The organism is Mycobacterium sp., assembly GCF_049802695.1.
Lineage (GTDB): Bacteria > Actinomycetota > Actinomycetes > Mycobacteriales > Mycobacteriaceae > Mycobacterium.
Map to the genome: position 1 here is coordinate 1 of NZ_JBARMY010000039.1, position 22,275 is coordinate 22,275.

General features: G+C 66.9%; 19 protein-coding genes and 2 pseudogenes. 11 read left to right on the forward strand and 10 right to left on the reverse strand.

Going from position 1 to position 22,275, the window contains the following annotated elements:
• A pseudogene (locus tag WA317_RS01355) lies at positions 1-137 on the forward strand (IS110 family transposase); the annotation flags it as partial.
• Positions 138-207: 70 nt separating this feature from the next.
• Complete coding sequence (locus tag WA317_RS01360; RefSeq protein ID WP_425171321.1) at positions 208-543, forward strand: hypothetical protein; 336 nt, start codon at positions 208-210, stop codon at positions 541-543.
• A gap of 21 nt (positions 544-564) precedes the next feature.
• Here WA317_RS01360 and WA317_RS01365 read toward each other — a convergent pair whose 3' ends face one another.
• Both WA317_RS01365 and WA317_RS01370 read right to left on the reverse strand, forming a co-directional pair.
• On the reverse strand, positions 565-2,142 hold the full coding sequence (locus WA317_RS01365) for a purple acid phosphatase family protein (RefSeq protein ID WP_425171322.1): 1,578 nt from the start codon (positions 2,140-2,142) through the stop codon (positions 565-567).
• 135 nt (positions 2,143-2,277) lie between these two features.
• Positions 2,278-3,360 (reverse strand): hypothetical protein, encoded by a 1,083-nt coding sequence (locus WA317_RS01370; RefSeq protein WP_425171323.1) that lies wholly within the window; start codon positions 3,358-3,360, stop codon positions 2,278-2,280.
• 106 nt (positions 3,361-3,466) lie between these two features.
• Between WA317_RS01370 and WA317_RS01375 the strand changes: the two genes are divergently transcribed.
• Positions 3,467-4,477, forward strand: a complete 1,011-nt coding sequence (locus tag WA317_RS01375; protein ID WP_425171324.1) for an Rv2578c family radical SAM protein — start codon at positions 3,467-3,469, stop codon at positions 4,475-4,477.
• Here the strand turns inward: WA317_RS01375 and ypfJ are convergent.
• Together ypfJ and WA317_RS01385 are read right to left on the reverse strand one after the other, a co-directional pair.
• A complete protein-coding gene (ypfJ, locus tag WA317_RS01380; RefSeq protein ID WP_425171325.1) occupies positions 4,474-5,355 on the reverse strand; it encodes a KPN_02809 family neutral zinc metallopeptidase in 882 nt (293 codons plus the stop codon). The genes WA317_RS01375 and ypfJ overlap by 4 nt on opposite strands.
• 73 nt (positions 5,356-5,428) lie before the next feature.
• The gene (locus WA317_RS01385) at positions 5,429-6,325 is read right to left on the reverse strand and encodes an oxidoreductase (RefSeq protein ID WP_425171326.1); all 897 of its coding nucleotides are present in this window, start codon (positions 6,323-6,325) and stop codon (positions 5,429-5,431) included.
• A 73-nt stretch (positions 6,326-6,398) separates the two neighbouring features.
• Here WA317_RS01385 and aspS point away from each other — a divergent pair, with 73 nt between their 5' ends.
• The gene (gene aspS / locus WA317_RS01390; RefSeq protein WP_425171327.1) at positions 6,399-8,174 is read left to right on the forward strand and encodes an aspartate--tRNA ligase; all 1,776 of its coding nucleotides are present in this window, start codon (positions 6,399-6,401) and stop codon (positions 8,172-8,174) included.
• A 74-nt stretch (positions 8,175-8,248) separates the two neighbouring features.
• Here the strand turns inward: aspS and WA317_RS01395 are convergent, their stop codons facing one another.
• From WA317_RS01395 to WA317_RS01405, 3 genes and pseudogenes are all read right to left on the reverse strand, one after another.
• Positions 8,249-8,677 carry a transglycosylase family protein gene (locus WA317_RS01395; RefSeq protein WP_425171328.1) on the reverse strand — a complete coding sequence of 143 codons (429 nt, stop codon included), beginning with the start codon at positions 8,675-8,677 and terminating at the stop codon, positions 8,249-8,251.
• A gap of 215 nt (positions 8,678-8,892) precedes the next feature.
• Positions 8,893-9,282: pseudogene (locus tag WA317_RS01400) on the reverse strand (MmcQ/YjbR family DNA-binding protein).
• Positions 9,283-9,400: 118 nt separating this feature from the next.
• On the reverse strand, positions 9,401-10,657 hold the full coding sequence (locus WA317_RS01405; protein ID WP_425171329.1) for an esterase/lipase family protein: 1,257 nt from the start codon (positions 10,655-10,657) through the stop codon (positions 9,401-9,403).
• Between the two features lie 160 nt (positions 10,658-10,817).
• On the opposite strand from WA317_RS01405, the gene WA317_RS01410 reads away from it, so the two are divergent.
• Genes WA317_RS01410 through WA317_RS01420 form a run of 3 tightly spaced genes read left to right on the forward strand, consistent with a single transcriptional unit; the run spans position 10,818 to position 15,446 of the window.
• Positions 10,818-13,481, forward strand: coding sequence for a circularly permuted type 2 ATP-grasp protein (locus WA317_RS01410; RefSeq protein WP_425171330.1), 2,664 nt, complete (start codon positions 10,818-10,820; stop codon positions 13,479-13,481).
• Positions 13,478-14,416: a transglutaminase family protein gene (locus tag WA317_RS01415; protein WP_425171331.1), complete on the forward strand. Its 939-nt coding sequence runs from the start codon at positions 13,478-13,480 to the stop codon at positions 14,414-14,416. The genes WA317_RS01410 and WA317_RS01415 overlap by 4 nt, the downstream gene beginning before the upstream one ends.
• Positions 14,409-15,446: a zinc-binding metallopeptidase family protein gene (locus WA317_RS01420; protein WP_425171332.1), complete on the forward strand. Its 1,038-nt coding sequence runs from the start codon at positions 14,409-14,411 to the stop codon at positions 15,444-15,446. The genes WA317_RS01415 and WA317_RS01420 overlap by 8 nt, the downstream gene beginning before the upstream one ends.
• A 59-nt stretch (positions 15,447-15,505) precedes the next feature.
• Here the strand turns inward: WA317_RS01420 and WA317_RS01425 are convergent, their stop codons facing one another.
• A complete protein-coding gene (locus WA317_RS01425) occupies positions 15,506-16,486 on the reverse strand; it encodes a hypothetical protein (protein ID WP_425171333.1) in 981 nt (326 codons plus the stop codon).
• A 215-nt stretch (positions 16,487-16,701) separates the two neighbouring features.
• On the opposite strand from WA317_RS01425, the gene WA317_RS01430 reads away from it, so the two are divergent.
• Positions 16,702-18,060: a replication-associated recombination protein A gene (locus WA317_RS01430; RefSeq protein ID WP_425171334.1), complete on the forward strand. Its 1,359-nt coding sequence runs from the start codon at positions 16,702-16,704 to the stop codon at positions 18,058-18,060.
• A gap of 21 nt (positions 18,061-18,081) precedes the next feature.
• Entirely contained in the window at positions 18,082-18,417 is a 336-nt protein-coding gene (locus WA317_RS01435; RefSeq protein ID WP_425171335.1) for a hypothetical protein, read from the forward strand.
• Between the two features lie 15 nt (positions 18,418-18,432).
• Here the strand turns inward: WA317_RS01435 and WA317_RS01440 are convergent, their stop codons facing one another.
• A complete protein-coding gene (locus WA317_RS01440) occupies positions 18,433-19,053 on the reverse strand; it encodes an antibiotic biosynthesis monooxygenase (protein ID WP_425171336.1) in 621 nt (206 codons plus the stop codon).
• Between the two features lie 9 nt (positions 19,054-19,062).
• A complete protein-coding gene (locus WA317_RS01445; protein ID WP_425171337.1) occupies positions 19,063-19,203 on the reverse strand; it encodes a hypothetical protein in 141 nt (46 codons plus the stop codon).
• Between the two features lie 10 nt (positions 19,204-19,213).
• Between WA317_RS01445 and WA317_RS01450 the strand changes: the two genes are divergently transcribed.
• Positions 19,214-19,603, forward strand: a complete 390-nt coding sequence (locus WA317_RS01450; protein ID WP_425171339.1) for a secondary thiamine-phosphate synthase enzyme YjbQ — start codon at positions 19,214-19,216, stop codon at positions 19,601-19,603.
• Between the two features lie 112 nt (positions 19,604-19,715).
• Positions 19,716-22,275, forward strand: a 2,560-nt coding sequence (gene alaS / locus WA317_RS01455; protein WP_425171338.1) for an alanine--tRNA ligase, incomplete at its 3' end; no start/stop codon positions are given.

The following is a 22,275-nucleotide window of genomic DNA, read 5'->3' on the forward strand; positions in this document are numbered from 1 at the left end:
CCGCCGGTGACAGCCACCACCAAGCCCTACGCGCCCTGGGCAACCGCCTCGTTGGCATCCTGCACGGCTGCCTACGCCACCAAACCCCCTACGACGAACACACCGCCTGGGCCCACCGCACCGCCGCTGCCGCTTGACAACTTACGAACATGGGATGTCTCGCAGCGACAAATCGATGTTGTCATACCGTCATGGCAGGCTCGATAGATGGAAAACTCGCGCTGCCTTCGCGGAACCGAGCTGCGCTATACGCTCACCATGCACCTGTTCGATCAGGGTCCGGCGACCGTCAACGACCTTGTCGCCGCGCTGTCCGTGCGTGGTTTTCGGGTCAGTGGTCGAGCGTCCAAGTCGGTGTCAGATGCGTTGCGCTGGGAGATGGGACACGACAGGGTCCGCCGCCTCGGTCGTGGTCGTTACGGCCCCGGTTGGATGCCCCGATCCACGGAGCACCGGATTCACCAGCGCGTGCTGGCGCTACGCGAGGACGCGCTCCGATTGTCGCTGATAGGCGGGCAAGAGCAGGTGTCCCAAGCTTCTTGATATCTCTGTGACGGAAGGGACTCATCCGCGCCGGGGCTTGGCCAACGTGAAACTGTCGACCGCGATCAACCCGCCGAAGGGCCCACGCACGGCGTAGTGCGTCGCCTTGATCGAGGTCCGGCCGCCGGACTGGCCGGGATCGACGTCGAAAGCAACAAAGCCGTAGGGGTTGTCACGGTCGCGGAACGCCGACCACGGCGCTTCCTCGGTCACGTAGATCGGGGCCCTGCGCCCGATCGCCGGGTCGAAGTCGCGGACGCCGGTGACAACCCGGCATCGGGGCTGCGGGAAGAACATTCCGTTGGACGGCGCCGACGTACCGCCACCGCCGATGACGAGGTGCACCGTTCCCCGAGTGGTGTCGATGACGCCGCCGCCGGTGTCGACCGGTATTGGCGTCCGGGTCTCGGTGGGCAGCATTCCGCGCACCGGATGTGAGCGCTCGTAGTGGTGCTCGTGGCCGCACAGCACCACGTCGACCTGGAAGCGGTCGAACAGCGGCAGCCACTCCTGGCGGATACCGAGGTCGGCGCCGTTCGTGCGGTCCGCGGTCGAGATCGCCGTCTGATGCATAAACACCACAATCCAGTCGATCGCCGGGTCTTGCCGTGCGTCGGCGAGTTCCCTTTCCAGCCAACGCTTCTGCGCGCCACCCGAATATCCGTGCACATAGAAGTTGCCGCCGTCCTGATAACACACGTCGTCGTTGGACAGGCTGATCAACCGCACTGAACCGGCAGTGAACGAGTACCAGAGTCCGCGCAGCTCCGGGTCAGATCCGGAGTCGGGCAACGAAAAGTAGGTCTGGTAGGCGGCGAAGCCGACAGGGCCGTTGCCGGATTCGTTCTCGTGATTCCCGGCCGCCGGCATCCACGGTCGGTAGCGGGCCGAGCGGGTGTTGCTCTCGAACCAGTCCGACCAGCTGCGGACGCGGTCGTGAGCGAGGTTGGCATAGCACAAGTCACCGTTGACCAAGTTGAACAGCGGGCCGATGCGTTCGATCGCCGCGGTGATGTCCCCGGCGGCCGGCGAGCCCAGATTGTCGTTGACGTATGTGCGACCGGTCATTCTGCCGAGCGTCGGGGTACCTTGATCACCGAAGCTGGTGAAAGTGAACGGCTTTCGAGCCGACGGCGCGGTGCGCACTGTCCCCAATTTCCAGCTGGCGCCGTCGTGCATCGCCGCGTATACGTAATCCGTGTCGGGCGAGAGGCCGTCGATGACGGCATGGTGCGCGCGAAGCTCGTTGCCCGACTTGCCGTCGCGATATGTTCGGGTCTGTGCTGACACGGTGCGGCCGAAGTCGGAACCTGCGGTGCCCACCAGCACCCGCGGGTTGTGCACAGCCTCGGTGGTGTGCCACGACACCACCGCCTGGCTCGCGGCGTTCCGGCCGAACTGCAGATGCACACCGGCGACCGGCGGTGCGCCGCTGCGGCCGGGCTGCTGCCAAAGTGTCGGGCCCCGCTCTGTCAGGCGCATCCGCACCGTCGCGCCGCCGCCGATGCCGATCCCGGCGAGCGTCGCTGCGCCTGTTGTCAACAGCGTCCGGCGGCTGGTCCCAGGTCCGGGCTCAGCATCGTCGGATCTTTCGCCCATCTCAGCTCCTCGGGTGTCAGGCGACCGCGAGCATACGCAGCGATACACAACCGCGCCGGGCGTGCCGGCCCGATTGCAGCGGCACTGAGATCCGCCGGTCGTCGACCTCGTACTCGCGACGCAGGATGGGGTGATTTAGTCGTTCGACGTCGCCGAGCACGCTCCCAGCACCGTCGTGGAGAGGTAGTTGGCGGCGTTGGCCAGGTGGTTGTCGGTCGGGGCGTAGGTCGGTATGGCCAGCGCAAATGCGCGGCGGTACTGCGCTGAGAGCTCGGCAAAATCTTGCAGCACAGGATTGCTGCTGCGTCGGCCCAACTGATCGAGCTTGTTGGCAAACGCGTTCATCACCGGACCGACAGCGTAATTAACGGCCTTCTGCTCCTGGTTCCACAGGATTGCCGGAACGTTCGGGTTGCTTTCCTGCCACGCAGCGGTCTGCGTGCCGAACTGGCTCAGCGACGACGTCCAATCCGCGCAGACGATGTTCGGGTTGGTCAAGAAGCGCTGCGGGTTGCCGGGATTGCCCGGCGGCGCGATTTGGGTCGGTGCGGCCTGCGGCTGCACCAACGGCCCACGGGCCGCAGCCGCACCATCGGCGATGGCGCTGCAAATCGCCCCCAGCGCCGACGAGGCGCTGTTCGCGGTGCCGGCCAACGTGTCGTCGGGCGGCGTGTACCGCGGGATGTGCTCGGCGTAGGCGCGCGCGTAGGCGATGAACTGCTCATAGAGCTCACGCATCACCCGGTGTGGGGTGAGCTTGACCAGGCCCACAGTCTGTGCGGCGGCGCCGCGCATCGATTGCCCCGCGGCCATGTACTGCGCCTTCTGCTTGGGTGTCCACTGCGCGGCGGGGATCGACCGGTCGCGTTCGTTCCAGATGCCTGCGCCGTTTGTAGCCAGGGCGTTGTTGATCGACGTCCACGCAGTACAACTGGAGTCTTCGGTGATCACGGCGACCGGCCCGTTGTCGTTCGCGCTGGCGTCCGCCGCCGAACCGGCGGCCGGTTTGTTGCCCCCTGCCGTGTCCTTCGAGTTGTCGCCCCCGAACATCAACACGACAGCAGCGACAGTGGCGACGACCGCGAGAACGGTGACCGCGACCAGCGCCAACTTCAGATTCTTGTTGTGCCGCTCGTCTTCGTCGTCGAACTCGTCGTCGTCGAACTCGTCGTCGTCCAGCTCGTCGTCGTCCAGCTCGTCGTCAGTATCAGACGTCACGGGGGTCAGCTTAATCACGGCACGGGCAGCTGCTGGGCGGAACGGCGAAGGACTCATCGAGTGAACCGACCATTGACAATCGTTCGAACCTGCGTTCGAATTAAGGATGCGCTGGGATCGCCAAGCCGTCACGGTCGACGACGGCGCTCTGCCGGGTCTGGACCGGATCGGCTTTGTCCGTAGCGTGCGCACGCCGCAATTCGAGGGCATCACCTTCCACGAGGTGCTGTGCAAGTCGGCGTTGAACAAAATTCCGGAAGCGGCGATGCTGCCGTTCCAGTACACCGTCAACGGCTACCGGGGATGTTCGCACGCCTGCCGGTACTGTTTCGCCCGGCCCACACACGAGTACCTCGACCTGGACTGCGGCACCGACTTCGACACTGAAATCGTCGTCAAGACGAATGTCGCCGGGGTGCTCCGTCGCGAAGTGCGCCGCAAATCGTGGCGGCGCGCGACAGTTGCGTTGGGCACCAACACCGATCCCTACCAGCGCGCTGAGGGCCGCTACGCGTTGATGCCCGGGATCATCTCCGCGTTGGCCGAGTCAGGCACTCCGCTGTCGATCCTCACCAAAGGCACGTTGTTGCGCCGGGATCTGCCGCTGATCGCCGACGCCGCAGAACACGTGCCGGTGGCGGTGTCGATTTCCCTCGCCGTCGGGGACCCGCAGCTGCACAAAGATGTCGAGCCGGGTACGCCCGGCCCTCAGGCGCGGCTCGCGCTGATCAGCGCCATCCGCGACGCCGGGCTCGACTGCCATGTCATGGTGGCTCCGGTTCTGCCGTTCCTGACAGACTCGGTGGAGCACCTCGACGGCCTGCTCGGGCAGATCGCGGCGGCCGGGGCGACCGGTGTGACGGTGTTCGGCTTGCATCTGCGGGGGTCGACGCGCGGCTGGTTCATGTCCTGGCTGGCCAGAGCGCATCCGGAACTGGTGGCGCGGTATGGACAGCTGTACCGGCGCGGAGCGTATCTGCCGCTGGACTACCGCAAGGAGCTTCAGGCGCGCGCGAGGCCGCTGATCGAGAAGCACTCGCTGACCGGTGACCGCCGGCCCGGCGTCGATCCCGTCGAGCAGCAGGTTGTCGGATCGCTGCAGCCCACGCTGTTCTAACCCAGATCAGGGGCGGAAAAGGTGTCGCACTGGTTGGGGTCACCGGTCTGGTAGCCGACGGTGAACCAGTGCTGCCGTTGCTCGGATGAGCCGTGCGTCCAGGACTCGGGATGGGTTCGTCCGGTCGCCTGCTTCTGAATCCGGTCGTCGCCCACTGACGCCGCCGCCGACAGTGCCTCGGCGATGTCGTTATCACTCAACGGTTCCAGGAACGGCACATCCGTGTTTTCCTGCTTCGTGGTCGACGCGTAATGCGCCCACACGCCGGCGTAGCAGTCGGCTTGCAATTCCGTGCGCACGCCATTGCCGCCGGCGCCCTTCGCGCCCTGCTGGGCACGGCCGAGCGTTCCCTCGAGGTCTTGCACGTGATGGCCGAACTCGTGGGCCACCACATACTCTTGGGCGAAAGGTCCGCCACTGGAACCGAATTGATCGACAAGTACTTGGAAGAAGTCGGTGTCGAAGTAGGCGGTCTTGTCGACGGGGCAGTAGAACGGGCCGACATCGCTGGTGGCCGCGCCGCAACCGGTGTCGACTTCGCCCTTGAACAGCCGCACGCGCGGGCGGGTGTAATGGGACATCAGCTGCCGCCAGACCGCGTCGACGGAGTTGCCGGTGGCCACCACCCGGCACTGCACGAATTTGTTGGCGTCAGCCCCGGTGCGGCACTGGCTCAGGTCGAAGCCGGGCGCCACGTCGTCCTGGGTGTTCATCGGCTGCTGGCTGATCACCTTGCCCGGGTCGACGCCGAGGAACATCGCCACCACCACGAACAGCAGGCCACCGAGGCCGCCGCCGACGGCTAATCCGCGGCCGCCACCGCCGCCCGAACTCGACGTCGTGCTGGTGTCGATCTGCATGCCTTCGTTGAAAGTCACTGCCCGCTCCGTCATCTCGGTGGTTGCGTTCAGCTTCGCACATGGCCACGGCTTGCGTCTGTGCTCGGCGAACTCAGCCCGGGCCGTCGCCGGCGGCGGCCAGCAACGGCACCACGACGTCGCTGATCGGTGTGGCCAGGCCGTGTGCACGAGCCTTCCGGATGATCACACCGTTGCGAATGTCCCACTCCATCGGCCGACCGGCTTCCCGGTCAGTCAGGATCGACGTGCCCATGTCACCAGGGGCCCGGCGGAAAAGCTCCGCCAGCTCCGCGACGACCTCGTCGCCCAGCTTCGCCCCCTCGGCCCGCGCGACGGCCAGGCATTCGGCGACATAGCGGCGAGACAGCGCGGCGACGTCGTCCCGGCGAAACATGCCCGAGCGACGCCCGGACAGCGCCATCAACCCGGCCACGGCGTTGACCAGCAGCTTTCGCCACGCGGCCGTCACGAAGTCCGGGTCGCAGTTGACCCTGCAGCCGGCGCCGCGCATCAGTTCGGCGACCGTCTCGGGCGCCGGCCCGGTCGGCAACACCAGGCTGGCTTCGCCGCGCAAGCGCACCCAGCCCTGAGGCTGGGTCTCCGCCGAGTACCAGACGATGCCCGGGACCACCGCCGACGACGGGCAGTGCGGCTGCACCTGTTCGACCTGTTCAACGCCGTTTTGCAGCACCACGACGACGGTGTTCTCAGCACACAGCGCGGTCAGCCAATGGGCGGCGACCTCGTTCTGGGTGGCTTTGACCGCCAGCACCACGACGTCAACAGGGCCGCTGAGCTCGCCCGGATCGGTGTGCACCGACCCGGGCACCACGATCGGCTCCGCGTCGTCGGGTCGTAGCTCGATCTGGGTGCGCGCCGTCCGCCCGCACAGCAGCAGCTGGTGACCGGCGGCATGCAGCAGCGCGGCGACCGTCGTACCGACGGCACCCGGGCCAACGACCGCGATCTGCGTAGCAGTATCAGTCACCGTCACCCAAGTTAGCGTCAGCCGCGCCCCCTCTAAACTGGGCAGTCGTTTCCCAATCTGAGAAGGAGCGTTTGTGCTGCGCACTCACGGCGCCGGGTCCCTGCGCGCCACCGATGCCGGGCAGCAGGTGACGCTGGCCGGATGGGTGGCGCGCCGCCGCGACCACGGCGGCGTCATCTTCATCGACCTGCGCGACGCGTCGGGGGTTTCCCAGGTCGTGTTCCGTGCCTCCGACGTGCTCGACCAGGCGCACCGGCTGCGTGCCGAGTTCTGTGTCGCGGTCGCGGGCGTCGTCGAGGTCCGGCCGGAAGGCAACGCCAATCCTGACCTCCCCACCGGCGAGATCGAGGTCAACGCAAAGACATTGACCGTGCTGGGGGAGAGTGCGCCACTGCCGTTCCAGCTCGACGAGCCGGCCGGCGAAGAGTTGCGGTTGAAATACCGCTACCTCGATCTGCGCCGGGACGGTCCGGGTTCGGCGATCCGGTTGCGCTCCAAAGTGAACGCCGCGGCGCGCACGGTGCTCGGGCGGCATGACTTCGTCGAGGTCGAGACGCCGACGTTGACGAGGTCGACACCGGAAGGGGCCCGCGACTTCCTGGTGCCGGCGCGGCTGCAACCAGGGACGTTCTATGCGCTGCCGCAAAGCCCGCAGCTGTTCAAACAACTGTTGATGGTGGCCGGCCTGGAACGCTACTACCAGATCGCCAGGTGTTACCGCGACGAAGATTTCCGCGCCGACCGCCAGCCGGAGTTCACCCAGCTGGACATGGAGTTGAGCTTCGTCGAAGCCGACGACGTCATCGCTATCGCCGAAGAGATCATCACCGCATTGTGGGCGCTGATCGGTTACCGGGTTCCGACACCGATAGCGCGGATGCCCTACGCCGAGGCGATGAGCCGGTTCGGGTCCGACAAGCCCGACCTGCGGTTCGGCCTCGAACTCGTCGAGTGCACCGAATTCTTCGCCGACACGCCCTTTCGGGTGTTCCAGGCGCCGTATGTAGGTGCGGTGGTCATGCCCGGCGGCGCCGCGCAGCCGCGGCGGACGTTAGACGGTTGGCAGGAATGGGCCAAGCAGCGCGGTCACAAGGGCCTGGCTTATGTGTTGGTCAACGAGGACGGCACGCTGAGCGGTCCGGTGGCCAAGAACCTCTCCGACGCCGAACGCGTCGGGTTGGCACGGCACGTCGGCGCAGAGCCCGGCGACTGCGTGTTCTTCTCGGCCGGCCCACCGAAGTCGTCGCGAGCGCTGCTGGGAGCCGCACGCGGCGAAATTGCCAAGCGGCTCAACCTGATCGACCCCGATGCTTGGGCGTTCGTCTGGATCATCGACCCACCGTTGTTCGAACCGGCCGACGAGGCCGCCGCCCACGGTGACGTGGCGCTCGGCGGAAAATGGGCAGCAGTGCACCACGCGTTCACCGCGCCCAAACCGGATTCGTTGGACAAGATCGAATCCGACACCGGCGCGGTCCAGGCCGACGCTTATGACATCGTCTGCAACGGAAACGAAATAGGTGGCGGCTCGATCCGTATTCATCGCCGAGACGTCCAGGAACGGGTGTTCGCGGTGATGGGCTTGGATAAGGCCGAAGCGCGAGAGAAGTTCGGATTCCTGCTGCAAGCCTTCACTTTCGGGGCACCGCCGCACGGCGGTATTGCTCTGGGTTGGGACCGGATCATTGCGCTGCTAACCGGCGTGGACTCGATCAGGGAAGTGATCGCGTTCCCCAAGACCGGCGGCGGCGTGGATCCGCTTACCGACGCGCCGGCACCCATCACCGCCCAGCAACGCAAGGAGTCGGGCATCGACGCGAAACCCGCGGGTGCGCCGCGGGCGCAGTGACCTCGACGCCGGCGAACTATAACGGCGGGCGCCGTCGCCGATCACGGGCGAATCACGCGGCGGATTCGTCGCGTTCACCCACGGGGAACCAGTGACCACAATTGCGCGACGAGGGTGCGCAGCGGATGGCTGATCGTCCGCGTCGGGGACTGCGCGTCGTCGGGTCCGCACTTCGGCCAGGCGCCGGGTCCTTGCGTGGCCAGTACGCGGTTGGCCACCGCAATCTGTTGTTCCCGGGAGGCGGTAGCGGGTGAGCCGACGCCACCGTTGGCCGCCCAAGTGGACGGTTTGAACTGCAGACCGCCGTAGAACCCGTTGCCGGTGTTGGCCGACCAGTTGCCGCCCGACTCGCATGCCGCGACGGCATCCCAGTCGACGCCGTCCGCGTGCGCGATGCCGGTGGCCGGTCCAGCCACGCAAGCGATGCTGCCCACCACGAGCACCGTTTTCAGGAAAGCTTTGACGCTCGTTTTCCCACGGAGTGGTTTCTCGATGTGGTCCATTTCCCACGAATAACAACCAATGTGAAAGCTGTCAACGCCTGGGGCAATTTATATTCACTGAGTTTGGTGAGAAATTCTTTAATTTAAGGGACTGGTGAGATAGAAGAGAAATTGCACAGTTGTAATTCTGTGATTAAAGGTATTGGTGAGCTATATGTTGCAGGTGATGCAGTTGTGACTTGAGAGGTCCCGACATCGCTTGTCGACGCTCTGGCTCACCTGGCGTCTCGCCGAAACTCCTTCACCAGCTGCCGCGGCGCCTGCGCCAACCACGCCTCAGTGATCAGCTCGCGCAAGTCGGAAACCGGGATCTCCGCCAGTCGGACGAGCACGGCCGAGTAGCCGTCGAAGTGCGGGGTGGTGAAGTACACCTCCGGCTCATCGGCGATGAGCGCGAACTTGACTCCTTCGTCAGCCACTCGAACACCGAGGATGTCACCGGTCGGCGGCTCCGATCCGGCCGCCGTCCAAGCTGCGCGGTCCGGCTCGCGCAGCGGCCGCTCCCAGACCAGCAGCTTCTTGCCGACACGCTAATCGTGCGGTGACGGCTCCGCAGTCAGCGGCAGCTCGGCGACGATGCAGGCGACGTCGTCCCACGTGGCCACGCCACGATTGTGCTCCCAGGTGGCCGGGACGGCGTCGAAACTCGGGCAAATTCCCAGTAGCGCGCGGACAAGACAGCTCGCGCCGACGGTGCAAGCCTCGGCTGTCTTTGACGCAGGATCAGATCGCGGATTCCTGGCGTATCGGCTGGCTCAGCCACTCGTGCAATTTGCCGTAGATCGACGGGTGATTGAGCAGGTCGAAGTGGTTCAGACCGCTCAGCGTCAGACCGTGCGCCGGTTCGAAAGGCAGTTGCCGGGTCTTTCCGACACCCGACGCGCTCTTGGAGCGCACCAGATGATCGCCGACGATCAGCCCGAGCGCACGCGGCCCGGCGGTGGTGGCGACGAAGTGGTAGGTCGCCGTGGGAAGGAACGGCACTTCGTGGCAGCGGTCGCGCAGGAATTCATCGGGGTCGCAATCGTTCCAGTCCTCCTCCAGACACGCCCCGTACCGCAGGTCTTTGACCCCGGCGCTACGCCGATTGAGGAACGAGGCAATAGCGCGGGTCTCCGGCAGCCGGGCGAAGGCCCAGGACGCGGCGTTGACGCCCTTTTCCAGGTCCGCCCCCAGATGCGGAGAACCCAGGCAGACGACTTGACGGACGGCGTCGGTCCAGCGCTGCTGCCGCCGAGTGCCCTGAAAGCCCTGAAAGCCGTAGTGGCATGCGCTGCGCACCACCAGCCCACCCATCGAATGGCCGACCAGGACGATGTCCTCGATCGGCACCGGCCACACCGTTTGCAATTGGTCCAGCAGGTCGGCCAGGGCCTTCCCATTGTCGGAGATGTGCAGACCAGTGTTGTAGCGCACGTACAGCGGGGTGAAGCCGAGGTCTTCGCGCAGCCGCACACCGTAGGGGCGCGTTTCTTCGCCGGCGCGCGGCGGCCGCCGCCAGGAGCGCTCAGTCAGACACCAGCCATGTACGAACACCGCCAGCCGGCCGGTTGCTGCCGGGAACGCCGCGGCGATGGCGGCCGCGGTGATATCCACCGGTTCGCCCTGCTGGCGTATCTGCATGCTCAGCGCTAGCGCGTTGCCGCGGCTGGTCAGCTCGTCGCCGTAGATGCCGTTCAGCGCGGCGATGGCCCCGGCGACCCTGGGTTGCGAGTCGATCGGGGGGTCGTCGTCATTGCCGTACACTTCGGCGGCCAACGCCCCCGCGCCGCGCAGTGACGCCCGCAACGCCCAGTCGACTGCGTGGTAGATGAGCGCGGCAGTCTTGTTGTGGAGGAGTTCGACGGGTTTGGCCGCCGGTCCGATCAACCCGAACACGCGGCTTGCGATGCCGCTGTGCAGGTCGCGCATCAGAGTGGTGAGGACGCGGGTGCCCTCGCCCGCGGCGTCGGCCAGTGACCACACTTCCTGTCGCTGCACGAACTGACTCCTTGCTGTCCTTTGGCACTGATTCCCATTTTGGCGTGGCTTTAGCGCGGAAGCATTTCATATCCGGCGGTTGGCACCGTCGATACCCATAATGGCTGTAGTGCGCGCGCCAGGGCGGCGATCGCTGGCGGAGCGTCAGGAGGTCAGGCCGGTGTCGCTGTCGGAGGCTTCGCCTGCGGGTCCGCGGCTGGCAGCGCAGCACGACCCCGATCGGTTGCTGGCCGGCTATCGCGCTGCGCAGGCCCAAGCCGCTCTGTTCGATGCGGGCGGGGGCCGGTCGCGGTCGGACTCAGTTGGCTACGACGAGTTCGTCGACCGTGCCGGCAACGTCCGGCCGGGGTGGTTGGAGCTGGCCGACGTCATCGGGGAGCGCGGTGCGGCGGGCCTGGACCGGCTGGCCGACACGGTCACCGCCCTGGTTGACCGAGACGGCATCTCCTACATCGTTGTGGACGGGGACGGGGACGGTGACGGCAGCACCGCACCGCGACCCTGGGTCCTCGACGGCCTGCCGCTGCTGGTCGCGCCGGAAGACTGGGCGGCGCTGGAATCGGGTGTGGCGCAACGCAGCCGGATGCTGGACGCGGTGCTGGCCGATCTCTACGGGCCACTGCGGGCAGTCACCGAAGGGGTGCTGCCGCCGCAGCTGCTGTTCGCGCATCCCGGTTACTTGCGGGCCGCCCGGGGAATCGAGATTGCCGGTGGGCACCAGCTTTTCCTGCACGCCTGCGATGTCAGCAGGGACTCGTCACGGGAGTTCCTGGTCAACGCCGACTGGACGCAGGCTCCGGCGGGAGCCGGATACGCGCTGGCCGATCGCCGCGTCGTGGCGCACGCGGCGCCGGATCTCTTCGAACGGTTCGGCCCCCGCCCGAATGCACCGTTTGCCCAAACCCTGCGGCTGGCGCTGATCGAGGCGGCGCCGGAGGCCGCCGAGGACCCCGTCGTGGTGCTGCTCAGTCCGGGCATTTACTCCGAGACGGCGTTCGACCAGGCCTATCTGGCGTCGGTGTTGGGATTTCCGCTGGTCGAGAGCGCCGATCTGGTGGTGCGCGATGGCAAGTTGTGGATGCGGTCGCTGGGCACGCTGGAACGCGTCGATGTGGTGCTGCGCCGGGTTGACGCCGACTACACCGATCCTCTGGATCTGCGATCGGATTCGCGGCTGGGCGTGGTGGGGCTGGTCGAGGCACAGCGACGCGGCACAGTGACCGTCGTCAACACAATCGGCAGCGGCATCCTGGAAAGCTCGGGCCTATTGCGGTTCTTGCCCGAGTTGGCGCAGCTGTTGCTGGGAGAGACGCCGCTGCTGCGCAGCGCCCCGATGTACTGGGGCGGAATCGACGCCGAACGCTCGCACCTGCTGAGTCATCTGTCGTCGCTGCTGATCAAGCCGACCGTCGGTGGCCGGCCCATCGTCGGGCCGACGCTGTCGTCAAGTCAGCGCGAGGAGCTGACCGCGCGGGTCAACGCGGCCCCGTGGCAGTGGGTCGGGCAGGAGCTGCCGCAGTTCTCGTCAGCCCCGGCTGGGTCGCAACCAGGAAAGCTGGTGCCGGTGAGCGTCGGCATGCGGCTGTTCACTGTGTCACAACACGGCGGGTATGCGCCGATGGTGGGCGGGCTGGGCTACGTCCTTGCTTCCGGGCCGGGCGCGTACGCCTTGCAAACCGTTGCGGCGAAGGATGTCTGGGTCCGGCCGCCGACGCGGGCTCAGGCGGAGCCGACGGTGAAAGCACCCCGGCCGGTGTCGCCGGTAGCGGCCAGACCCAGCGGCACTCGCGGAGTCAGCTCACCGCGGGTGCTGTCCGACCTGTTCTGGCTGGGTCGCTACGCAGAGCGCGCCGAAAGTATGGCCCGAATGCTGACCGTTACCCGCGAGCGCTGCCACGAATTCCGCCACCGTCCAGCCGCCGAGGGCAGCGAATGCGTGCCGGTGTTGCTGGCCGCGCTCGGTGCGCTGACCGGCACGGACACCGGCGGGTCTGACTCCATTGCCGCCGCACCCCGCACGCTGCGCGCGCTGACCATCGACCGGGGCCGTGCCGGCTCACTGGCCCAGTCGGTGGAACGCCTCGGCCAGGCGGCGCGCTCGGTGCGCGACCAGATGTCCAACGACACCTGGATGGTGCTCGGCGGCGTGGAGCGGGTGTTGGCGCAGCTGGCGCGCCAGCGCCCGGACGCTGACACCTCACCGGTTGACGACACTGCCCTGGCGTCGGCGCATGCCCGCACGCTCAGCAGCATGTTGGCGCTGTCCGGGGTGCTGGCGGAGTCGGTGGTGCGTGACGTCGACTGGACCATGGCCGACATTGGCAAGCGCATCGAGCGCGGGGTGTGGCTGACCACGTTGCTGCGGGCAACTCTGACCACCGCCCACAGCCGGTCCGCGGACCGGACCATCATCGAGTCGGTGCTGGTGGCGTGCGAGTCGTCGGTCATCTATCTCCGGCGCAATGTCGGCACCTTCAGTGTTGCCGCCGTGGCTGACCTGGTGCTGTTCGAGACGGAGAACCCCCGCTCGCTGGTTTACCAACTCGAGCGGCTGCGGGCCAACCTGAAGGCGCTGCCCGGGGCGTCCGGCTCGTCGCGGCCGGCACGGTTGGTCGAAGAGATCAGCACCCGGCTGCGCCGGCTCGACCCGGGCGACCTCGAGCAGACCTCAGCCACCGGAGAGCGCACCGAACTGGCCGAGCTGCTCGACGGCATTCACAGCGGGCTACGCGGCCTGTCCGCCGTCATCACCACCACCCAGCTCTCGTTGCCCGGCGCGATGCAGCCGCTGAGCGGGCCCGGCCGGCGTCGGCGAATGCCGTGACGCGCGCCCGCCGGTACCGGGTCACACACCGCACCGAATACCGCTACTCCGACGTGGTGACGAATTCTTACGGACGAGGGTTCCTGACCCCGCGGCGCACGCCGCGCCAGCGTTGCCTGTCCCACGAGCTGCGGATCGAGCCGCCGCCGGCGGACAGCTCCACCAGCCGAGACGCCTACGGCAACCTCAGCACTTATTTCCACGTCACCGAGGCGCACCGGACGCTGACGGTCACCAGCGTGTCGGTCGTCGAGGTTGATCCGCCGCCGACCGGCGTCTCCGACAGGCCCCCGGCGTGCGCCCGCTGGGAAGCAGCGCGCCCGACGGGGACGGACGGCGCGCTGGCGATCGAATTCACCCTCGACCTCAACCCGCCGGAGATCACCGACGAAGTGCGCGAATACGCTGCCCCGAGTTTCCTCCCCGGACGTCCGCTCATCGAGGTGCTGCGTGACCTGACGTCACGCATCCACACCGACTTCACCTATCGCTCCGGCTCGACGACGGTGTCAACCGGGGTGGCGGAGGTGCTGACCGCGCGCGCCGGTGTCTGCCAGGATTTCGCCCGGCTGGCGATCGCCTGCCTGCGGGCCAACGGGCTGGCCGCCGGCTATGTGTCGGGATACCTGGCCACCGAGCCGCCGCCGGGCAAGGAACGCATGGTCGGCATCGACGCCACGCACGCCTGGGCGGCGGTCTGGACGCCCGGTGCGCCCGCCGGCGACCAGTGGCTGGGGCTGGACCCCACCAACGACCAGATGGTCGATGAGCGTTACATCATCGTGGGCCGGGCCCGCGACTACGCGGACGTGCCGCCGCTGCGTGGCATCATCTATACGAATTCTCAAGACAGCGCGATCGAAGTCGCTGTCGATGTCGTGCCGTGCGACGAGCCCTTCGACAACCGACTCGACCCTGGAGTGCTGCATGCGTGACTTCTTTTGTTCCAACTGCGGTCAACGTCTGGCCTTCGAGAACTCGGTATGCCTGTCCTGCGGCAGTGCGCTGGGGTTTTCGCTCGATGACATGGCCCTGTTGGTGATCGCGAGCGGCCCCAATAAGCGACACCCCGGCTTCATCGACGCCCACGACTTCCAGCTGTGCGCGAATCTGCATATCGCGGAATGTAATTGGCTTGTTCGCGGCGGAGCCGACGGTGCACTCTGCGCGTCGTGCCGGCTGACCCGCACGCGGCCCAACGACTCCGACACCAAAGCGCTGCCGGCTTTCGCTCGCGCCGAGCAGGCCAAGCGACGACTGATCGCCGAGCTGCACGAGCTGATGTTGCCCATCGTCGGGCGCGATGAGGACCCAAACTACGGGCTGGCTTTCGACCTGCTCTCCAGCGAATACGAGCAGGTCTTCACCGGACACGACAAGGGCGTCATCACTGTCGACCTGGCTGAGGGCGACGATGTGCACCGCGAGCAGCTGCGTATCGAGATGGACGAGCCGTACCGCACGCTGTTGGGGCATTTCCGGCACGAGATCGGTCATTACTACTACTACCGGCTGGTCGACCCCGATCGCGATTACCTGGCACAGTTCCGGGAGCTGTTCGGCGACCCCGACGCTGACTACCAGGAAGCGCTGAACCGTCACTACCGCGACGGTGCGCCCGCGGGCTGGAAGAGCAGTTATGTGTCGTCGTACGCGACCATGCACCCCGCCGAAGACTGGGCCGAGACGTTCGCGCACTACCTGCACATCCGCGACACGCTGGACACCTCGGCCGCCTTCGGCCTGGCGCCGGCCGCAGCGACCCTGCAACGTCGGGTGTTGGGTCCCAGCGCCTTCCCGATTCTGATCGACATGTGGCTGCCGCTGTCGTGGTCGCTGAACATGGTCAACCGCTCCATGGGCCACGACGACCTCTACCCCTTTATGCTGCCCACGGCCGTGCTGGACAAGATGCGTTTCATCCACACCGTCATCGACGAGTTGACGACGGAGTTCGCCCGCTGACCCAGCGGCGATCGCGAGCGCGGCTGGTAAGCCGGGCGAAGCGGGTCGCCGCCGTCGACCTAGGGCGTCAGCGGAGCGACGTGACCGCCGGAGAGGCGCCGGTAGGCGTACGTCTGGATCAGCAGGGCCAGCGGACCGGTGACCAGCACACCGACGTAGCAAGCGAAAACGCCCGCGATCGCCACCACTGCTTGCACGATGAAGGTCAGCAGCGAGTCGCCGAAGTTGTTCTTGACCGTGGAGAAGCTGGCCTTCAACGCCTCCACCGGCCGCAGCGACCGGTCGACGGCGAACGGCACCGCGAACCAGGACAAGAAGGCGACGATCAGGCCGGGGACGATGAAGAGCAGGTAGCCGACGAATGTCAGCGCCGCGACCAGTAGCGCGGCCAGCAGCGCCGGACCGAGATTGCGCGGTTTCAAAAACGAACCGATGGTGACCGGCCTGCCGTCGGCGATGTCGAGGCATCCGGAGATGAACGCCGCTTGGATGTAGAACCCGGCTAGCAGGATGACGAGCTCGAACACCAATGCGATACCGAAGAATCCGCCGCCCAGACCCGACGATGAGCCGGAGCCGTACGAGTCGCTGTCCGGAGCGCTCATGTCTCCGGCGAACACCACCGTGTAGAACACGGCGCCGATGGCTGCCATCACCAGGGCGTAGATGAGGATCGGCACGATCAGCGCTGCGGCATTCTTGCTGAACTTGTTCCACGCCCAGTTGAAGGCTTCGCCGATGCTGAACTGCTGTCCGTATTGCTGACCGTATTGTGGGCCGCCGTAGCCGGGCGGGGGCCCATATCCGGGCGGCGGCGGAGGTGCGCCGTAACCAGGCGGGGGAGGCGGCGGCGCACCATAGCCGGGCGGCGGGCCATAACCCGGCGGCGGGGGCGGTGAGCCGTAGTTGGGCGGAGGGGGTGAGCCGTAGGCGGGCGGCGGGGGCGAGCCGTAGTTGGGCGGCGGCGGGTAACCGCCCGGATCCTGGTTACCACCCCACGGCTCGTTCGGACCGCCGGGATAGTTCGGGGGTTGGCTCATGTCGCCGCTCCTAGTCGCGATGCGGGGGTACGCGTGCGGACAACCTAGCAAGCGTTGCGCCTCTGCGCTGCGCACTTGTCAGGCGCGTCGCTGGAAGGTCGTGGCAACGCCGGCTCGTCACCGCGGGTTCGCCCAGCGTTTGCTGCACCGGCTCGCGAGCAGAGCGTCGACGGGATCGAACTCTCAGCAAGCGCGGGGCGTCGGCCCGACGTGGTATGCCTGAGATCGTGTCCGACGGTCTCTTCGACCTGCCCGGCGCACCCGGCGCGTCTGACGGCAGCCATATCTCGTCGGCCGCTGCCCCGCTGGCGGTGCGGATGCGCCCGGCGAACCTCGACGAGGTGGTCGGGCAGGGTCATCTGCTGCAGCCCGGCTCTCCGCTGCGCCGCCTGGTGGAGGGCTCCGGTGTCGCGTCGGTCATCTTGTACGGCCCACCCGGCAGCGGGAAGACGACGCTGGCGGCACTGATCTCGCAAGCCACCGGCCGCCGTTTCGAGGCGCTGTCGGCGCTTTCGGCCGGCGTCAAGGAGGTCCGGGCCGTCATAGAACATGCCCGGAAGGCGCTCCTCAACGGCGAGCAGACCGTGTTGTTCATCGACGAGGTGCACCGGTTCTCCAAAACCCAACAGGACGCGTTGCTGTCCGCGGTGGAGAACCGGGTGGTCCTGCTGGTCGCAGCCACCACCGAGAACCCGTCGTTCGCCGTCGTCGCACCGCTGCTGTCACGGTCGCTGATCTTGCAGCTGCGTGCACTGACCGCCGACGACATCCGCACGGTCCTGCAGCGCGCGATCGACGACTCGCGGGGTTTGGCCGGCCGCGTCGAAGTGGTGTCCGATGCGTTGGAGGTGCTGGTGCGGTTGGCCGCCGGCGACGCCCGCCGCGCGCTGACCGCTTTGGAGGTGGCCGCCGAGACCGCCTTGGCGGCCGGTGACCGAGTCACCGTCGACACCGTCGAACAATCCTTGGACAAGGCGGCTGTGCGCTACGACCGCGACGGCGACCAGCACTACGACGTGATCAGCGCCTTCATCAAATCGGTGCGCGGCTCCGACGTCGACGCCGCACTGCACTATCTGGCGCGCATGCTCGTCGCCGGCGAGGATCCCCGCTTCATTGCCCGCCGGCTGATGATCCTGGCCAGTGAGGACATCGGCATGGCCGACCCGTCCGCGCTGCCGACCGTCGTTGCCGCCGCGCAGACCGTGCAGCTGATCGGCATGCCGGAAGCCCAGCTGACGCTGGCGCAGGCCACCGTGCATCTGGCCACCGCGCCCAAGTCCAACGCCGTGACCACCGCGTTGGCTGCGGCGATGAACGACGTCAAGGCCGGGAAGGCGGGGCTGGTACCGCCGCATCTGCGTGACGGTCACTACTCGGGCGCGGCAGCGCTGGGCAACGCCCAGGGCTACCGCTATTCGCACGACGACCCCGACGGGATTGTGCCGCAGCAGTATCCGCCGGACGAACTGGTCGGCGTGGATTACTACCGGCCGACCGGTCGCGGCGGTGAACGCGAGATCGCCGGCCGGCTGGATCGGTTGCGGGCGATCATCCGCCGACGGCGCGGCTAGTCAACTGAAGAAAGGCGGCAGATGAAGGTTTTCACCGACGATGAGATGAATACGCTGTTGCCCGCCGCCAAGCCGTACAGCGTCGTCATCTTGAAGCAAGGGCCGAATTTCACCGATGACACCGCCCCGGCGATCGTCTGGGAACACGGCCGTCGCAACTTCGCGCTGCGCCACGATGGTGTCCTGGCGGTGGTGCTGCCTATCACCGATGGCTCCGACGTTTGTGGCGTCGCGGTCTTCACCGGCACCGTCGATGAGACCGGCACGCTTATGAACGACGACCCCGGCGTGCGAGCCGGGGTATTCACGTTCGAGGTGCACTCGTGTCGCGGGTTTCCCGGCGACGGCCTGCCCTGAGCTGACCGGCCAACGCTAGATCAGCTCGGGCACCCGCAGGTGCGCGATGGCCAGCTCGAACTCACCGACGTCGAGCTGGTCGGTCCCCAGGTCGCGGAGCCGGGCCGTCCGCAGCGACCGGGCTCGGTCGCCGTTGCGCTGCATCGCTTCCTGGCTGTCGAACGTCGACGACGCCACGGCACGCCACGAGGTCCGATCGAGCAGCAAGCTGGCGCTGCAGAACCCCTCCAGTTCTTCGACAGCGGGCAGCACGGACGCGCGGTAGAACTGGATCCCCCGCTCGAACTGGTCAGGCCGCACCGTCAGCCAGGTCGCCCGCACGCAGGCACCCGGGCCCGAGCGGTGATCGCGGTGCAACACCGCGATCTCCCATTCGTCGACGGCCGGGATACCGCCGAACGCCTGCGCAGCCTGGTCGCGCACCGGGCGCGCCTGCTCGGCGCTGGCATGCATGGCCTGCTGTGTCTCCCACGACGTGGTCGCGATGCATCGGCCTGCCTCACGGTTTACCAGCAACGACAGGCCGACGCAGCCGTCGATGCGTTGCAGAGCCGGCATAACGTGGTCGCGAAGGTGGACGATCCCCGCGTCGATGAACTCCGGTTGCGCTTCAATCGTCGTCGTACGTGCGTACACGATTCACCCTTATCCGTTGTGGGGCAGCGCCCCGGTGGCGCCACCGGTCCACTGCTCACCTTCCTCTGGCGGGTGGGCGATGGCAACCGCCTGAACGGCGCCGGCGACGGTTGGCAGCCTGGTCACACCGGCCCGTAGGGTGGTCGTCATGGATACCGATGTGCTGGAAGTCGACACCGCGCGTCGCCGTATCGTCGACCTCACCGATGCGGTGCGTTCCTTCTGTGCCGACCATGCCGACGGGCTGTGCAATGTCTTCGTTCCGCATGCGACGGCGGGCGTGGCGATCATCGAGACCGGCGCCGGTTCTGACGACGACCTTCTTGACACCCTCGAACGGTTGCTGCCCCGCGACGACCGCTACCGCCACTCGCACGGGTCGTACGGTCACGGCGCGGACCACGTGCTGCCGGCCCTGGTGTCGCCGTCGGTGACGGTGCCGGTGCAGGGCGGTGAGCCGTTGCTGGGCACCTGGCAGAGCGTTGTGCTGGTCGACCTCAACCGCGACAACCGGCAGCGTTCGGTGCGGTTGAGTTTCGTCGGAAGCTGACGGGGCCAGGCGGCGGTCGAGTCATTGACTTTTCATCGTTATTAGCCGGCCCGGTACTGTGGTGCCGTCGAAATAGGTGCTCTGTGCCGGCGGCGAAAAAGGGAAACGGAAAGTGCAGACACACGAGATCAGGAAGCGGTTCCTCGATCATTTCGTGAAGGCGGGCCACACCGAAGTGCCGAGCGCCTCGGTGATCCTCGACGACCCCAATCTGCTGTTCGTCAACGCCGGGATGGTGCAGTTCGTGCCGTTCTTTCTGGGCCAGCGCACCCCGCCCTACCCGACGGCGACGAGCATCCAGAAATGCATCCGCACTCCGGATATCGACGAAGTCGGGATCACCACCCGGCACAACACTTTCTTCCAGATGGCCGGCAATTTCTCGTTCGGCGACTATTTCAAGCGCGACGCCATCGATCTCGCGTGGACGTTGCTGACCAATGGCATCGCCGACGGGGGATACGGCCTGGATCCCGAAAGAATCTGGACGACAGTCTTTTTCGATGACGACGAGGCGACTGCGCTGTGGCGGGAGATCGCCGGGCTGCCGGCCGACCGTATCCAGCGCCGCGGTATGGAAGACAATTACTGGTCGATGGGCATCCCCGGACCCTGCGGCCCGTCATCGGAGATTTACTACGACCGCGGACCGGAGTTCGGCGTGGCCGGCGGCCCGATCGCCAACGAGGACCGCTACATCGAGTTGTGGAACTTGGTGTTCATGCAAAGTGAACGCGGCCAGGGCACCGGGAAAGCAGACTTCGAGATCCTCGGCCCGTTGCCCCGCAGGAACATCGACACCGGCATGGGTGTCGAGCGGGTCGCGTTCGTGCTCCAGGGCGTGCACAACGTCTACGAAACCGACCTGCTGCGCCCGGTTATCGACGCAGTGGCCGCCCGCGCACCGCGTCCTTATGACCACGGCACACCCGAAGACGACGTGCGCTACCGGATCATTGCCGACCACAGCCGCACGGCGACGATCCTGATCGGCGACGGCGTCGCCCCCGGCAACGACGGACGCGGATATGTGCTGCGCCGCTTGCTGCGCCGAGTGATCCGCTCGGCCAAACTGCTGGGCATCGACACGCCGATCATGGGTGATCTGATCGCCACCGTTCGGGACGCGATGGGCCCGTCGTATCCCGAACTCGTCGCCGATTTCGACCGGATCTGCCGCATCGCCGTCGCCGAGGAGACTGCGTTCAACCGCACGCTGGCCTCTGGCTCAAGGCTGTTCGATGAGGTGGCCGGCGCCACCAAGGCTTCGAAATCCACCGTGGTGTCCGGTTCGGATGCCTTCACGTTGCACGACACCTACGGGTTTCCGATCGAGCTCACCCTGGAGATGGCGGCCGAGACGGGCTTGCAGGTCGACGAGATCGGCTTCCGGGAACTGATGGCCGAACAGCGCCGCCGCGCCAAGGCCGACGCCGCCGCACGCAAGCACGCCCACGCCGATCTGAGCGCCTACCGCGAACTGGTTGACGCCGGCCCCACCGAATTCACCGGCTTCGACGAATTGACTTCTGAGGCGCGGATTCTGGGGATATTCGTCGACGGCAAACGGGTTCCGGTGGCCGCACACGGAAGTCAAGGCGCCGATCGGGTGGAACTGGTTCTCGACCGCACCCCGCTCTACGCCGAATCCGGGGGACAGGTCGCCGACGCCGGCACGATCAGCGGTACCGGCGCCGGAGAAAGCGCCAAAGCGGCGGTCACCGACGTACAGAAAATCGCCAAAACGCTGTGGGTGCACCGCGTCAACGTCGAGTCCGGGGAGTTCGTCGAAGGCGACACCGTCGTCGCGGCGGTCGAACCTGGATGGCGGCGCGGCGCCACCCAGGGACATTCCGGCACCCACATGGTGCACGCGGCGCTGCGACAAGTGCTGGGTCCCAACGCTGTTCAGGCCGGCTCGTTGAACCGGCCGGGCTATCTGCGGTTCGACTTCAACTGGCAGGGGCCGCTGACCGAAGAGCAGCGGGTCCAAGTCGAAGAGGTCGCCAACCAGGCGGTGCAGGCCGACTTCGAAGTGCACACGTTCTCCGAACAGTTCGAGAAGGCCAAAGCGATGGGAGCGTTGGCGCTGTTCGGCGAGAGCTACCCGGAGCAGGTGCGCGTGGTCGAGATCGGTGGCCCGTTCTCGCTGGAGCTGTGCGGCGGCACCCACGTGCACAACTCGGCTCAAATCGGTCCGGTGACGCTGCTGGGCGAATCGTCGGTCGGCTCGGGGGTGCGCCGGGTGGAGGCCTACGTCGGGTTGGAGTCATTCCGCCACCTGGCCAAGGAACGCGCACTGATGGCGGGGCTGGCGTCGTCGCTGAAGGTGCCCTCGCACGAGGTGCCCGCCCGGGTGGCCAACCTGGTGGAGCGGCTCAAGGCGGCCGAAAAGGAACTCGAGCGCAGCCGGCTGACCGGTGCGCGAGCGGCCGCGCTCAACGCCGCTGCGGGTGCTGAGCGAATCGGCATCGTCCGGGTGGTGGCCCAGCGGATGACCGGCGGTATGACGGCGACTGACCTGCGTTCCCTCGTCGGCGACATCCGCGGCAAGCTGGGCAACGATCCGGCCGTCGTTGCGCTCATCGCAGGCGGTGACGGTGAGACGGTGCCCTATGCGGTCGCCGCCAACGCCGCGGCTCAGAATCTCGGGCTGCGGGCCGACGATCTGG